Origin of the sequence: Bifidobacterium saguini DSM 23967 (assembly GCF_000741715.1) — a bacterium.
GTDB classification, from domain to species: Bacteria; Actinomycetota; Actinomycetes; order Actinomycetales; family Bifidobacteriaceae; genus Bifidobacterium; species Bifidobacterium saguini.
The window spans coordinates 260,856-276,044 of record NZ_JGZN01000007.1; the positions used below are offsets into that span (position 1 = coordinate 260,856).

8 protein-coding genes and 4 tRNA genes are annotated in these 15,189 nt (G+C 57.0%); 6 read left to right on the forward strand and 6 right to left on the reverse strand.

Annotation, left to right across the window (positions count from 1 at the left end; all coding sequences use genetic code 11):
• Window positions 1-48: 48 nt before the first annotated feature.
• Entirely contained in the window at window positions 49-1,497 is a 1,449-nt protein-coding gene (locus BISA_RS05630) for a DUF6020 family protein (protein WP_152597143.1), read from the reverse strand.
• 511 nt (window positions 1,498-2,008) lie between these two features.
• Here BISA_RS05630 and BISA_RS05635 point away from each other — a divergent pair.
• The 6 genes from BISA_RS05635 (at window position 2,009) to BISA_RS05655 (ending at window position 5,790) form a co-directional block, all read left to right on the forward strand.
• Window positions 2,009-2,096 (forward strand) — tRNA-Ser (locus BISA_RS05635).
• 72 nt (window positions 2,097-2,168) lie between these two features.
• Window positions 2,169-2,945, forward strand: coding sequence for an AlbA family DNA-binding domain-containing protein (locus BISA_RS11945; RefSeq protein ID WP_081890029.1), 777 nt, complete (start codon window positions 2,169-2,171; stop codon window positions 2,943-2,945).
• Window positions 2,890-3,189, forward strand: a complete 300-nt coding sequence (locus tag BISA_RS13605) for a winged helix-turn-helix transcriptional regulator (RefSeq protein ID WP_420308628.1) — start codon at window positions 2,890-2,892, stop codon at window positions 3,187-3,189. Before BISA_RS11945 ends, BISA_RS13605 begins: the two co-directional genes overlap by 56 nt.
• A 492-nt stretch (window positions 3,190-3,681) precedes the next feature.
• Window positions 3,682-3,753 (forward strand) — tRNA-Thr (locus BISA_RS05645).
• A gap of 178 nt (window positions 3,754-3,931) precedes the next feature.
• Window positions 3,932-4,843, forward strand: coding sequence for a hypothetical protein (locus BISA_RS13100; RefSeq protein ID WP_202806953.1), 912 nt, complete (start codon window positions 3,932-3,934; stop codon window positions 4,841-4,843).
• Window positions 4,844-4,986: 143 nt separating this feature from the next.
• The gene (locus tag BISA_RS05655; protein ID WP_033890700.1) at window positions 4,987-5,790 is read left to right on the forward strand and encodes a YoaK family protein; all 804 of its coding nucleotides are present in this window, start codon (window positions 4,987-4,989) and stop codon (window positions 5,788-5,790) included.
• Between the two features lie 100 nt (window positions 5,791-5,890).
• Here BISA_RS05655 and BISA_RS05660 read toward each other — a convergent pair whose 3' ends face one another.
• The 5 genes from BISA_RS05660 to gltX all read right to left on the reverse strand — a co-directional run bounded on the left by BISA_RS05660 (window position 5,891) and on the right by gltX (window position 14,756).
• Window positions 5,891-11,806, reverse strand: coding sequence for an endo-alpha-N-acetylgalactosaminidase family protein (locus tag BISA_RS05660; protein WP_033890701.1), 5,916 nt, complete (start codon window positions 11,804-11,806; stop codon window positions 5,891-5,893).
• Window positions 11,807-12,193: 387 nt separating this feature from the next.
• Window positions 12,194-12,679: a hypothetical protein gene (locus tag BISA_RS05665; protein ID WP_033890703.1), complete on the reverse strand. Its 486-nt coding sequence runs from the start codon at window positions 12,677-12,679 to the stop codon at window positions 12,194-12,196.
• Window positions 12,680-12,770: 91 nt separating this feature from the next.
• A tRNA-Gln gene (locus BISA_RS05670) sits at window positions 12,771-12,845 on the reverse strand.
• Window positions 12,846-12,884: 39 nt separating this feature from the next.
• Window positions 12,885-12,957: transfer RNA gene (locus BISA_RS05675), tRNA-Glu, on the reverse strand.
• A gap of 278 nt (window positions 12,958-13,235) precedes the next feature.
• Window positions 13,236-14,756 (reverse strand): glutamate--tRNA ligase, encoded by a 1,521-nt coding sequence (gene gltX / locus BISA_RS05680; RefSeq protein WP_033890705.1) that lies wholly within the window; start codon window positions 14,754-14,756, stop codon window positions 13,236-13,238.
• Between the last annotated feature and the right edge of the window lie 433 nt (window positions 14,757-15,189).

Here is a 15,189-nt window from a genome sequence, read left to right on the forward strand (position 1 = left end):
TGCATCAGATATTGCCGAAAAATGTCTCACTATTTGACCATAGCGAGCTCAGTATTGCACCGCTTCCCGCAATGTGAACGCCGCTGCCACGAACAACGGCAGTGTGAAATACACCGGAATCGGATACCAGAACAGCGCTTCGGGCGAGGCGTAGAGCGACAGTACCGTAAATGCCAGCAGACCATAAGCGGCGAGCGCCTGAGTCGGCATGAATCCGGCTACGGCAGCCGCCTCACTTTGAGTACATTTCTTACGCCGAATTGCTTGCATCACCAGCACAATGCCTAGGACCACCGGAATCCAAGTCACATACAATGCCATCGCAGTCAGCGGATTCTTATCCCGCACCCATCGATGGATGGACAGTAGTGTTTTATGCTTCCACTGCGGCTTGTTCGATGTTCCCATCAGCGGCGAGAGATCTCGTTTGATTTCGCTCAACCGTTGCGCCGAACCCGCTTCCGCCGGCAAATACGACGCCCATTGTTTCAGGTATCCAGGCGTGAACAGATAGTCGGAATCGGTCGGATAGGCGAAGTTCCTGAGCGGATCCCACCATCCACGCATCACACCAGCGTAGGCCTTCACATATTCGCCGGGATTAGCAGCACCAAGCTGAACCCACGTTGCAATCGCCGCGATTTTTTGGGAAGTAGTCGGTGCTGGATGCCCGAGCTTAGATTCGGTGTACAAAGTGGCGAATGTTTCGTTCGTGCGCTGTGGTTCGATGTTGGCGGCTGCTTTATCCAAGTCCATGATTGCGTTGAGATGGTTGCTCTGAGATGGACTTATGACCGATGGCTCATCGTGCGCGACTTGGGCGACCGGCTGGGTGATTAGCCCCCATACCTCACGCCCGGGCGAATGGTTGGCCTGCGTTGCCGCTGCAGCCATCGGTGACCAGATAGATTGGGCTGCAATGATGGCGATGGCGAAGCACGTGAACGCGCGGAATCGATTACTCAGCCACCGAGATACAGCGCTTTGCGAGCGTCCAGTGCACACTGCAATCATGCCGATACCAGCGCACAGCACAATCAGCAGAGCCGTTCGCTTGGATGCGATGGCGGCGAACATCAGCACAATGAAAACTACGGCAACCGGAATCCTGCGCAATACTGCGCCTTTTGTGCGACAGACCTCTGCGAATATCACGGCAAGCGGTAGGAAGAATACTGCGTGCAGTGAATCCTTGCCCATAGTGGAGATGGAACCGACTACTACGTAACTGGTTGCGAGATATATAAGACTGAGCATCCTCAACCATCGCGGAGTGCCGATTTTGCAGATATAGCACATCATCAATGCACTGCCCACAGCGAGCGCCGCGGTTTGCGCAACGGTGTAGACGGCTTGCCCAGCAAGCGGAGTGCCAAACAGTGCGCGGCCGGCATCCCAGAAGAGTTTGAACATCAGCGTATCGAACAGTGGATGCTGCGTGTAATAGTGGTGCAGACCCGAGGCTTGGAGGTATTGCGCGAGGGTATCGTCGCGCATAGAGCCAGGCCAAGTGAGGATAAGCCACGGCAGCCATGCAATTGCGATGATGAACGCATATGGTAGGAAACGAGTTCTCAATGCTTCTGTCAGCGTCGATGGGCAACAAGCACCCAGCCAACGTCGCATCACACCGCCATTGGACAGGACTTGTCTCATAATCTCTGCAGCACGTGCACGGCTTGCCGGATTAGGCGCGGACTGCCCAACGAGTTCGAATCTCGTATCCTCCGCCAACATTTTTCCGCCCCTACCGTGAGCATACTCATCGCTTTGCACGTCTTCTCGCATGGTTGATTAGCCTAGGTTGATTACGCGTGGAGGCATTCCGCACTTATCAAAAATTCATGCAACTGTCCAAATTTGTTTACAGATAAGCGGCATGTGACTATGCGACGCCGCCTCTGCCTTCTACATGAATACGACACGCCGAATATGCATTTTCTCACGAGCTATGGTAGGTTATTCGAGTTGCCTACGGAGCTTGCTTCTAGCAAACATCGCAGTGCATGGAGGATTCGCCTAGTGGTCTATGGCGCACGCTTGGAAAGCGTGTTGGTGTAACAGCCTCACGAGTTCGAATCTCGTATCCTCCGCCATCACCCCGAAATCGTCACGGTTTCGGGGTTTTTGTTTATCAATCCAATTTCGGACGGTTTCGCTCATAATCCATCTCGGTCGAGTTCAAGCGCTGTGGCGTCCAGCCCGAGGCGGACACGTTCGAGACGGTGTGCTCGTTCAACAACCGGTTCGGCGGGTCGATCTACCTTGGCGTGCTCGACGACGGCACCGTCGAAGGCGTCAGCCGTTCGCAGGCCGCAGCCATCGAACGCAACCTCGTGAACGTGGTCGGCAATCCCAAACTGTTCAACGTCGCACCGGCCGTCGAGACCGAACGCATCGAATACGACGGCAAGCTTGTAATCCGTGTCTGGGTTCCCGCCGGCCCCGCGGTCGTCAGCTTCAAGCACGTGATCTACGACCGGGTGGCCGACGTGGACCGGCGCATCACCAGCGAGACGCAGATCGCGCAGATGCACATCCGCAAGCAGAACCACTTCAGCGAGCAGCGCGTGTACCGGTACCTGAAGCCGTCCGATTTCCGATTCGATCTGCTGCCGCGCGTGCGCAAGCTGGCCGCGTTGAAGACGCCCGGCCACCCGTGGGCCGAGATGGACGACATGGAGCTGATGCGCAGCGCCGACCTGTACGGCGTGAACTACGACACCGGCGAGGAGGGCTTCAACCTCGCCGCTGTGATGCTGCTTGGCAAGGATGAGGTCATCTCACGTATCGCGCCCGCCTACAAGACCGACGTGATCGTGCGCCGCGAGAACCTGGATCGCTACGACGACCGGCGACGTGTTCGAGGCATTCGTCCCCGTGCGTTGGGTGGAAGGCGCCACCACCGAAGACGGTCTACCTGCTCACGCCGAGACCGAACATGACCCGAATGAAACTGTAAATGAAACTGTAAATGAAACTGTAACCAGAGAGCAGCGTCTTCTGGAGTTGCTGCGCAACAATCCGTCGATTACATATCGGCAGGCGGCAGACGCACTAAGCGTGTCGTACACCACCGTGTGGAGGACTCTCCGCACAATGCAGGAGGCTGGTTTTATCGAACGTACTGGCTCCGACAAACGCGGCACATGGCGTATCCTCACCCCGCCACAGCCAAACCACGAATGACGCGAAGGCCCTTCACGACACGCCGTGGACGTGGTAACGGAGGTGGTACGGCAATCGCGCGATAACCCCAAACCCCAAGCGGCAGTAAGGCGGAGCCGCCCTGAAGGTTGGGGTCTCGCATCCTCCGCCATCAGGGTTTTGGCTTTCACCAAAACCCTTTTTTGTTATCCGTGTCCGCGTGCATATACACAACGGCCCAAATATGTGCACAACCGTGCACATTCACTGTTTTTTCAGTGGCGTGGCATGACACATATTCCGAGATGACCGAATTCCCACAATTTTCGTGCCACAACAGCGCATAGAAACACGAAAACGCGATTACGTGGCACATCCGAATGCCACATGAGCGCAAAATAGCCAATATTGCGCCCATGTGTACAACTCAGTGCACCCGAATACTTCCTCGCACACCCGTCGACTTGCGTAATACGCGATTGCGTGTATTGTTGTGCAAGTCGTTCAACGGCCCTAAGCCGTGCACACATTATTGCCCCGATAGCTCAGTGGTAGAGCACTTCCTTGGTAAGGAAGAGGTCGTGAGTCCAATTCTCACTCGGGGCTCTCAATCACCACTCGATGCCGTACTCGGCATACATGTACACGTCGTATTGGTAGTCGTTGCCGTGGCTCATATCGTTGTGATGCGATTCATGATGGTTGTTGTCAGACTGCATAATCATTCCTTTTCCTAGCCTCATCGGTATTACAGTCAGATATAACGGAGGCGTGTTACCGGGCCATGCTCGTCCAACGAACCTCAGGTGAATTCACGGCGAACTATTGCGCACCCTCGAAATCGACAACTACAAGGAGGCTTGCCACGCATATCATCGAGCAATATTGTCAAGGCAAGCAAACCAACGCATCGTTGAACGAAGACGGCATGATTGTCACTGCCGGTTTCGCAGCGGTAGTAGATGGTGTGACCAGCAAAAGCATCCGGCATCTATGGCAACCAAGCGGCGGAGCAGCCGCTAAAAACCTCACGCTTGAAACCATCGCCAAACTGCCCGGAAATGCCACGATGCGCGAGACGCAGCAAACAATCGATGCAAGTTTCCAGCATGCCTACCATCAACGCAATGACTACGACATTTTCGTCCACGAGCCTGTCGAGCGACTGCAAGCCAACGCAGTGATTTATAGCGCCTACCGACATGAGATATGGCTGTTCGGAGACTGTCAGGTCATGGTCAACGGCAACCAAACTCCCACATTGAAGCAGGCAGACAAGCTCATGGGAGAACTGCGCGCATTCGCAACGCTCGCATTGCGCAAGCAGCAATCCTCAGCCGATGTCGCACAGTCAACAACCCACAGCATCGACCCAGCCCGCGAGATGATTCTGCCGTTTCTACGTCTGCAGTCCCAATTCGCCAACGCGCGTGGCCTTTATGGGTACTTCGTATTTGATGGATTCACTGACGCAACGTATCCGATTCGCACAGTACCTGTTCAGCCGGGCGACGAAGTGGTACTTGCTTCGGATGGCTACCCACTGCTGCGCCCCACGCTTGCCGCCAGCGAAGCTGAGCTGCAACGACTCAAGCGCGATGATCCGGAACTCGTCAGCGAGTACCAATCCACCAAAGGATTCACTGCGAATTATGAATCATTCGATGACCGCACATATTTGCGATTCATCGCCTAGATCCATCTAAAAAACAAGGCAATTCACAGCGCGGTCCGGCACACACTTCATAATGTGCAAGGCCTCGCTCAGCGAGCGTTCCAACATGTCAAGCACCCATCGCAAGTGCCGTCCGTCCAGAACAAAGGAAAGCCTCTCACACCATGACCTCACACCTTGCCGAAGCAGGACGCACGCTGATTCCCCGCAAGGATGACCGATATGGCTTGCTTTCCCCGGCTTTGGTTATTCTCACGTTCGTCGCAGGGCTGGTGGACGCCTTAAGTTACTTGGCGCTCGGCCATGTGTTTGTGGCCAATGTGACCGGCAATATCGTGTTCCTTGGCTTCGCGTTCGCCCACGCGCAGGGCTTCGTCTGGTGGACTTCGGCGCTTACGTTGGCCACATTTATGATTGGCGCGTTCATCGGCGGGCGCATTATTCATTACTTTGGTGCCAACCGCGCGCGTCATCTCTTGGTATCCACGTCGATTCAGCTGGCTTTTGTGGCGGCCGCGCTGATTGGTATCTATCTGCTCAATCAGTTCGCGCCTGAGCCATCGATGGGCATCGCGCGCGCTTCACAGCCCAGCCTGAACTTCCCCACTGCCAGGCATATTGATTTGCATATTATTCTGCTGATTGTGCTGCTCGCCCCGGCTATGGGCATTCAGAATTCCACTGCTCGTAAGCTTTCGGTACCGGATCTGCCCACGACTGTGTTGACGATGACGCTGACCGGCATTATTGCCGACACATCCGCGCACGGCCATGAACAGTCCAAGCTTGGCCGGCGCGCGATTGTGATGCTGGCTTTAGCACTTGGTGCTTTGACTGGGGCCACGCTGCAGACGCGCGGGCATGAAGACGTTATTTTGATGGTGATGATTGTCTGTCTGATTGCGGTCATTGTGATGATGGTTCCGCATGTGCATTCCGATGCCCACTGGGTTACTGGGAAACACTGATTCATATATAAATCGGCCGGCGCTGGGCATTGCTGCCCGGCACCGGCCGAGATGATAAGGAGTGCTCCTTACGTGTGATTGTTAGCCTATGGCTTCACGCTCACATCTGCTCGCGATTGCGGCGGTAGGCAATGGCAGCGCCGGCGCCGGCCAGCAGCAATCCTGCTACAGCAATCGTGGCAACATTGGCACCCGTGTTGGAGATGACATTGCCGTCACCCTTGGCAGCGGTACGCTTCACCAAGCCGGCGATTGCCTTCTCGAGAGCCTCGCGAGCTGCGTCAACCTGCTTCTGCGTGGCGTCGCTGTTGTCGGAGACCTCACGGGCCTTCTTCAGTGCGGCGCGCAGAGCGTTGGCGGAGTCGTCGGTGTAGAGACCCAGGTTGATGGCGGCGGCCTTGTTGATGGTCGCGTTCAGAGCAGCCTTGTCAACCACGCCCGGTTCCGGATCCGGCTTCGGCTCGGTTGCAGCTTCCAGCTTGGAGATGGCGTCCTGAAGGGTGTTCAGTGCGCCGTCCACGTCCGGCTGGGTGGCGTTCTTGTCGTCAAGCACCTGCTGTGCAGCCTTCAGTGCCTTGGCGAAGGCTTCCCACGACTTGGCCGTGTAATCGGCCTTCTCGAGCTTGCTTGCCTTGTCCACTGTAGCCTGCAGGTCGGTCTTGTTCACCTCAACCGGGCCAGGGCCAGGCTCCTCACCGGTCTTCTCGAGACCAGCGATAGCGGATTCGAGGTTCGTCAGCGCCAGAGCCACGTCGTAAGCGTCAGCCTTATCGTCATCCGCCACGGTCTGCGCGGCCTTGCGAGCCTTGACCAGTGCGGCCCAGCTTTCGGCCGTGTAATCGGATTCCTTGAGGCCGTTCGCCTTGGCGAGGGTGTCGTTGAGATCGGTCTTGTCCGGAGCGACGGTCTCTTCCTCGACCTCGCGGTCCGTGGTCAGACGAAGTTCGGCAGCGGATGCGAACTTGTTGGTCTGGGAATCGCTCTGGCCTGCGGAAGACAGGACGGTCAGGCGCACGGCAGTCACATTCTCGACGGCGTCGAAGCTGGCCTTCTGCCACATGGTGGTGGTGGAGAACTCAGCATCGGTGACGACATCCTTGGTGGTGCCATCCGCCAGGGTGAGCGTGATCTTGTAGCCCTTGATCTTACCGTTGGCGTTCATGCCTCCGGAGCGCGGCAGGTAGCGCAGGCCGTTGATGGTGGTCGGTTCGTTGAGGTTGAACTGATACCATGCGGTGCCGTTGCCGACTGCGTTCTCGCTCCAGCTGGTGTGCCAATGGGTGCTGTCGTCGCCATCCTGCGCCAGATCAGCCGGGCCTTCGCTCGGCAGGCCTGCGGTAGGCTCTTCGCTGCCCACGGCCACGGTGTAGCCGCCCAGTTCGTCGGAGCCGTCAGCTGCCACGTCGTACTTGTCGCTGCTCTCGTTGCCGGGAGCGGTCTTCATGTACTCGTCGAGGGCCACGAGAATGTCGTATGCCTTGGTGAAGTCCTCAGCGGTTGCGCCATTCTTGTTGATGAGCACGCGAGCCTTGACCAGGGTGTCCTGGTACTGCTGCCATGCGGCATCAGAGAGCTCAGCACGCTTGGAATCGTACTTGCCGCGGATTTCCTTGACCTTGTCCTGCGCTTCGGCCTTGGTGCGGGTCTGGGATTCGACGCGCTCGATCTTCAGGTTGTCGAGCACGAAGTCCTTGTAGCCGCCGAAGTCCTGTGCACTGCCGGTGGAACCCTGCAGATCAGGTGCGGTTGCGGTCGAGTAGATGCCGAACCAAGAATCACCGTTGACGCCACCGGTCAGCTCGAACTCGGCCTTACCGGTCTCGCCCAGAGCCTTCTTCAGGTTGGTCAGCTTCACGCTGCCGGCAGAGTATTCACCCTGGCCCACAGCGATGGCGTAGATGTCATCGGAACCGGACTGGTAGTCGAAGCTCACCTTGTACTTGGCGCCCGGCTCGAACTTCACGTTCTGCGGGATCGTCTGGTAGACCAGCGTGCCCTTCTGGGTCAGGCCGTTGACCTTCACAGACCAAGTGCCATCGAGCACATCGTCCATCTTCTTGACATCCCAACCGGCCTGCGTGAACGGAGCATGCAACTCGGAGAGGTGGATGCGGTTGTCTTCAACACCTTCGGAACCGGAGATGACGAACGGCCAGATGCCCTGGGCGTTGTTCTCGAATCCGTTGGTGAGCTGCTTGAGTTCGCCGTTCTCATCAAGGGTGATGCCGGAGTACTGGTTCTCCACGATGCGCACATCGTCGAAGTAGGTGTGCGCTCCGTCAGTGCTCTTATGAGACAGAGTGACCGTGGCATCGCCGTTCTCAGGCGCGGTGAAGAACACGTACATGTTCTGGAAGTAGCTGGAGCCATTTTCCGTGTTGCTGTTCGTGTTGTGGCCGTATGCCTTGATGTAGTTCTTGGCGATGGACTTGCTGGTGGAGTTGGTGGCCAGCACCTTGCCGCCGCTGGTTACGGTGACGGATGCGTCGCCGGTGCTGCGGTTGTCAACACCGACGTACAGTGCGTACTTCTGGCCAGCCTTGAGGTCGGTCAGACGCTGGGAGACGTCAACCTTGCCGGTGAGGCGCAGCATGGCGTTGTTCTCGCCTTCGACTTCAGCCTTGCCGGTGCCGCTAACGGTCCAGTTGTCGGTGAGGGTGTTGGAGCCGCCGTTGAAGCCGGCATCCACCACGTGCATGCCTTCGCTCCAGTTGACCTGGATCTGCTTGGCTTCGCCCTTGTACACCACGTACGGGGTTTCGGCGTCGGCGGTGAGCGTCACCTTGCCGCCGGAGACGGCCACGGTCTGCTCGTTGGTCTTGCCCTGATCGGTGAGCTGGTACACCTTCACGCTGGAGAGGTTCTTCCAGCTGTCCGGCAGGGTCCAGGTGGTGGTGCCGCCCTTGGTGTTCCAGTGGTAGAGCTTCTGCTCGGAGTCCTTGACCAGCTTGCCGGTGGAGGAATCCCACAGCCACGGCAGCAGGTATGACTCATCGCCGGTGGAGGAACCATCGCCTGCGGAGACAACACCGGAAGCCACCGTCACGCCGTTGAGGGTGATGGTGCGCTGGCGGTAGGCTGCGCTAGAGGTGTCGTTGGAACCACGGGAGATTACCACAACGTTGCCGTTGGAATCCTTCAGGGTGATCTGCTCGTTGCCGTTGTTCGTGTTCGAATCAACCACGGCGTTGTCGTTGCCATTGTCGGCGGTCAGCAGCGGGTTGTTGACCCAACGGGTCACCTTGAAGTGCTGGATGAACTTGGTGGATACATCATGGGTGTACAGGTTCTTGATGTAGGCGGCATAGTCGTTGCGGCCCTGCCAGCCTTCAAAGTCCTTCATGTTGTAGCCGCCGAGCAACGGGGCGTTGGCCGCGCCGCCGTAGGACGGGTAGTCGCCAACCCAGCTGTCCTTCTGGTGATTGCGCAGGAAGCGCATCACTTCGGAGTTCTCACCCTTGGAGGTATAGCCGCCGTAAGTCAGATCAGCCGCCCAGTGCTGGAAGGTGGAGTCGTACTCGTTGCCGGAACCCCATTCGGTGGTCATACGCCAGCCGTTGTCGTTAATCATCTTGCTCATCTTGCGGGTTTCCCAGGAATCTTCCGAACCGGAAGAGGTCAGGTTGCCCCACACGTCGAGGTAGATGAAGTCCATGTTGTCGCCGACTTCCTTGCTGAGGTCAGCGAAACGGCTTACGCGGGAGCCGGATGCCAGATCATAGATGCCGTCGATGCCGACACCCTGATCAAGCCAATTCCAGCCGTAGCTCAAATCACCCGTAGGGTTGTCTTTGGTGATGTTCTTGCGGCGCACCATGTCCTCGCTGAAGGCCTTGGCTTCCGGATACATTTCGGAGGCGTTGACGTGCACGCCGAAGCGAGCGCCATACTTGGAGCCCTCTTCCATCATGGTGTTCATGTCGTCGGCGCCGCCGAGACGCTGGCCGATGTCGCCGTAGTCCGGGTGGCCGGAGTCGTGGCCTTCGTTGCCGTAGCCCTTGAGCAGCACGGATTGGCCGAGGCCGTCGGTGTTCAGGGCCACCTTCTTGACGTTGTCAAGCGTGGTGAGGAACGGGTTCTGTGCCTGGGAACCGAAGTTCATGGCGATACGCCATGCCACCAGTTCAGGCACTTCCTCGGACTTGTACGGGTTGTTCATGATGTCGCGGTAGGCGATCGCGCCATCCTGCCAGTTGACGGCACCGTCTTCGTTCTCGTCGCCGGCAATGGCCACGGCCATCTGCGGCAGAGCGGTTTCGGCCACGGTGTACTTCTTGCCCTTGGAATCAGTGACCGTGCGGTGGTAGTACCACGGAGCGCTGGCCAAACCGAGGGAGGTAGCGTCACCGGTCTGCTGGGTAGTGGCGTAGACACGCGTGTTCTGGCTGCCGCCGCGCACGGGAGCTGCCACATAGGTGCCATCATGCTCGGAGTTGCTCCACAGGCCAGCGCTCAGGCCAGCACCGGAGATGAAGCCGTAGGTGTAGTCGCTATCGGTGACGTTGGTATCTTCGGTTACTGCGAAGTTGGTGTCACCGGGCTTCTGCGTGTTGGAAGACATACGTGCACCAGTGAACTGGGCGTCTTCCTGGCTGGAGCGCACGGAAACGAGGCTCTGGTTCGGGAAGGACAGCGTCTGAATGGCGTTCTCCTCCACACCGTTGCCCTCAGGAATGCCTTCAGACAGGTTATTCTTGATCTTGGTGACGTTGAGGTGCAGCTGGTTGGCCTTGACCGTGATCTGGACGGTGATCACCGCGTCAATCTTCTTGGCGGCGTCCTTGACCTTCAGCGTGTAGGTAGCTTCGGTGTCGGAGACCTTCTTGAAGGTCACGTCATCGTCGGTCAGTTCGATGTTGGTGCCGTTGATCTCAACGGTGCGCACATCCTTGGTCTGGCCGTACATCACCTTGCCGTTGGTCATCGTGTACTGAAGCACGGAGGGGAAGTTCTTCTTGATCTGAACTTCCATCTTCTTGGTCTTCAGCGTCTCGGAAGCAACCGGAACGGTCTTGTTAAGGGTGATTGGATCGATGGCGAGATCGGCATCGCCCACGGTCACCTGCTGGGAGACGTCCTCATAGCCTTCCTTGGCGATCGACAGCGTGTATTCGCCGGCTTCGATATCAGCGAAGGAGAAGGTGCCGTCAGCGGCAGTCTTGACCTTGGTCTTGCCCAAGCGGACAGCAGCGCCTTCGATGGCGGCACCTTCAGCATCAACAACCTTGCCGGAGACCGCGTGCTTGGCTGCTTCGATGACCTCTGGGAAGTCCTTGATGTAGACGTCGGTGACTTCGTTCAACGACTTCCAGGAGCCGGCCTTGATGGCGAGCTTGTTGGAAAGGTTCGTCATGGCTGAGTAATCGACATCGAATGCCTTCTGGCCGTCCACGGTCAGCGTGGCGACCTTGGCATCGGTCCAGGAGACTTGGATGTCGTGTTCATCGTTGGCGCTGGGCGCGGCTATACGGGAGCCGTCGTACCAGCCGCCATTGCCACCACCGGTGTAGGTCTGCCAGAACCAGCCTTGCGCATCGTAGCCGATGAACAGGCCACTGCCCGGGTCGTTGTAGCCCAGATAGAAGCCGAAGCGGTTCGCTGTGCCCTCCTGTGGGGACTTGATGGTGGCATGGAAGGAGCCAGCCTTGGAGAAGTCGTAATCCGTGCCCCATACGGCCACTGCCGGCCAGTTGTTGCTGGAGCTGGGTGCTGCCGCATTGCCGTTAGAGGCAGTGGACTTGAGGTGCAGCCAACCGTTTGCCATCTCCAGGATTTCGCCGCCCTGAGCGATGTTGGAGTCAATGGTCCAGCCTTCAACCGCATCGGCTTGTGCGGAAGGAGTCTCGGAAGCAGTTGCAGAATCAGAAGTATCGTTGATTTGCTGAATCTGACTTGCCAAAGTCTGCAAGTCAGCATCAGACAGGGGTACTGCGAACGCAGTACCCCCCCCGCTGCCCATGCAGGTTAAGGCTAACGCTGTTGCCAGCGCAGCCGATATAGTCTTCTTCTTTTTCATTAACTATATTTTCCTTAATCTCTTCTTCGAGGTGAAGCAAATGCCTTCTTCATTGAAAAATACGCATTCGCAATTACGATAAGACACTTTACAAGAAGCTATTCTTAAGAGCAATCTCAGCAAACACGAAGAATCGCCGCATATTTGACACCAAATTGCAGCGTGAGCGAAATCACAAAACCCAATAAATGACTACGTTGTTAACCTTCACATCGATATTCGCATCATCGCGACACGCGCAGGGAAAAAACTGCGCAAAAAAGTAAGACGAATTTACCTGCCTCCGATGCAATCAATGCATCAGCGAGACGATTGCGCGCATAGCAAAAAGCCGCCTTGCGCAATTACAAGACGGCTTTAGCGACAATGGCGAGAGTGCCTGTTCGCTTACTTCTTGGAAGCGTTCACGGAATCCACAGCCTTCTGCAACGACTGAGTATGCGCCTTGTACCAGTCAGCCTGCTCGTTGAGCTTCGCAGTAGCGGACTTGAAGCCGGCAGTGTCGTCGGCCACGCAGCCTTCGTATACCGGCAGTTCCACGCTCAACTCCTTGTTGAGGGCGTCCAGCGTGGAGGCATCCTTCACATCCTTTTTAGTGAGCGCAGCAGCTTCGGAAGCATCACCATTGACCAGATTGTTGTAGTCATTGGTGGCGTTGCGCACATCTTCGGAAGCGGTGGCGCAAGCGGCAACCGCATTGTTGTACTGGGCGTCAGAGTAAGCACGGAAGCCGAACACGCCAGCCACAATCACGATGGCGACAACCACCACAGCAATAATGGCGATGGCCACCTTAGAAACGTGCTTCTTCTGGGCACCGTCATTGGTGGCGTTGGTGTTGTTTGCTGGTGCAGTCTGCTGCTCAGCGGACATACTTCGATCTCCTTTGCTCTTTGTGCACGTTACGGGTTCCATCACAAACCCGCCCGAAAAACAAAAAACCCTCGCATTCCGCGAGGGTCATTGGCTGGGATGCCTGGACTCGAACCAAGAATGGCTGAACCAGAATCAGCTGTGTTGCCAATTACACCACATCCCAATTTGGCTTGGCGTAGCAACTCCGAAGAGTTGTTCGTCGTACCCCCAACCGGATTTGAACCGGTGTTGGCGCCGTGAGAGGGCGTAGTCCTAGACCGCTAGACGATGGGGGCATATTCAGTTTTTCAACCGGCTGCTCGGTGAACCGCGCAACGAGTGATAAATATACGCAACTATTCACCCTTACGCAACTTACGGCGTGTCGCGCGGAATTTCAACGTTTTGCTTACCCTACTGATGAATTATCATAAAGTCTACTGATGAATTATCATGAACTTTTTTGACGAATTGCAAGAACGGGCATCTTCCACATTGGAAAGATGCCCGTTCTTTCTATCTCCGTCGCGCTTCGCGCGCCACCTCCCTCGTCAGAGGGAGGCTCCTACAGGAATCACAGGTGCTCGCGAAGACCCTTCAGACGAGCAATGGAGATCGGCTTGCCGACGATTTCCATAGACTCGAACAGTGGCGGGGAAACGCGGCGGCCAGACATGGCCACGCGCACCGGACCGAAGGCCAGACGCGGCTTGTAGCCACCGTCTTCCACCAGAGCCTTGTTCAGGGTCTCATGCAGGTTGTCGGTCTTCCAGTCAGCTTCATCCACACCTTCGAGTGCTGCGATGGCGGCATCGAGCACTTCGCCAGCGGATTCCTTGAGCTGCTTGCGCGCATCATCAGCAGGCTCAATGTATTCCTCGGTGGAGAGCAGGGAGCCGACCATGCCGGCGACCTCGCCGAGCAGACGCACGCGCGGCTGGACCAGCGGAGCGGCGGCGGTCAGAATCTCCTGCTCACGGGCAGTCAGGGCATCCCAGTTGTCCGCGGAAACCACACCGTCGCGGTGCAGGTACGGCACGGAGCGCTTCAGGAAGTCGGCCGGCTCAAGCATACGAATGTGCTCGGCGTTGATGGAGATGGCCTTGTCCAGATCGAAACGAGCCGGGTTGGCCTTCACGTCGCGCACGTCGAACTTGGCAATCATCTCGTCCATAGAGAACACATCGCGGTCGGGAGCGATGGACCAGCCGAGCAGTGCCAAGTAGTTGAGCAGGCCCTCACGGATGAAGCCGGCATCACGGTGGTTGAACAGGTTGGATTCCGGATCACGCTTGGAAAGCTTCTTGTTGCCCTGGCCCATCACGTACGGCATGTGGCCGAACAGCGGGGTGGTCTTGGCGATGCCCAGCTCTTCGAGGTAGCGGTACAGCACAATCTGGCGCGGGGTGGAGCTCAGCAGGTCCTCACCACGTAGCACCACGTTGATTTCCATCATGGCGTCGTCCACCGGGTTGGTGAGCGTGTACAGTGGGTCACCATTCGGGCGCACGATCACGTAGTCCGGCACGGAACCGGCCTTGAATTCAATGGTGCCACGAATCAGATCGTCGAAGGCAATGTCTTCGTCAGGCATGCGAATACGCAGGGCAGGCTTGCGACCCTCAGCACGGAAGGCAGCCTTCTGCTCTTCAGTAAGGTTGCGATCGTAGCCATCGTAGCCGAATTCGGCCGGGCGACCGGCAGCGAGGTTGCGCTCCTTGATTTCCTCAGGAGTGGAGAAGGACTCGTACGCGTAGCCGGCTTCGAGCAGCTTGGCGGCAACGTCCTTGTAGATGGCGGTGCGCTCGGACTGGCGGTACGGACCGTGAGGGCCACCCACATCGATGCCCTCATCCCAGTCGATGCCCAACCAACGCAGGGATTCGAGAATCTGATTGTAGCTTTCCTCGGAGTCGCGTGCGGCATCAGTGTCTTCGATACGGAAGACTAGCTTGCCACCGGTGGCGCGAGCCTCAGCCCAGTTAAACAGGGCGGTACGAATCATACCGACATGCGGCGTACCAGTCGGAGACGGGCAGAAGCGAACACGAACGTTCGCAGGGAGTTCAGGTTTGGTGTTTTCAGCATCAGTCATAGTCCCCTATTGTGCCGCGCGCGCCGGACGCGCAGGGACCTAGCTGAAGCAGACGCTAGCAGGCGAGTCCGCTGAACAAATCAGCCCAATCCTGCGAATCGTCTTCACGAATCTCATGGAAATCAGTGTTCACGTTGTTCACCGTTATGGTCATGTAATCGTTGTTCATTGTCATTCCCCTTATTGACGCACTGGAAGCACTCGTTGCTTCCCGACTCCGTCGCCGCAGTCGCGTGCAAAACTGGCTTAACGATAACAAATCGCACTGAAGCGCACATCTTTGTTTGATATCGATTTCATAACAATCCACTGCACCACCCTTACGGCCTTTTCCAGGCGGGTAACACGTAGAATTCAGACAATGTTCCGCTGATTTGCTTGGTTTTCCCAAAAAAACTGGAAGAATAGTGAAGGACGATATCGTCCTTGATGA

Excerpts from the sequence above, each read along its gene's own strand:
- BISA_RS05665 (WP_033890703.1), bottom strand. The coding sequence starts at position 12,679 with ATGTCCGCTGAGCAGCAGACTGCACCAGCAAACAACACCAACGCCACC.
- BISA_RS05630 (WP_152597143.1), bottom strand. The coding sequence starts at position 1,497 with ATGCGCGACGATACCCTCGCGCAATACCTCCAAGCCTCGGGTCTGCAC.
- BISA_RS13100 (WP_202806953.1), top strand. The coding sequence starts at position 3,932 with ATGCTCGTCCAACGAACCTCAGGTGAATTCACGGCGAACTATTGCGCA.
- BISA_RS05660 (WP_033890701.1), bottom strand. The coding sequence starts at position 11,806 with ATGAAAAAGAAGAAGACTATATCGGCTGCGCTGGCAACAGCGTTAGCC.
- gltX (WP_033890705.1), bottom strand. The coding sequence starts at position 14,756 with ATGACTGATGCTGAAAACACCAAACCTGAACTCCCTGCGAACGTTCGT.
- BISA_RS05655 (WP_033890700.1), top strand. The coding sequence starts at position 4,987 with ATGACCTCACACCTTGCCGAAGCAGGACGCACGCTGATTCCCCGCAAG.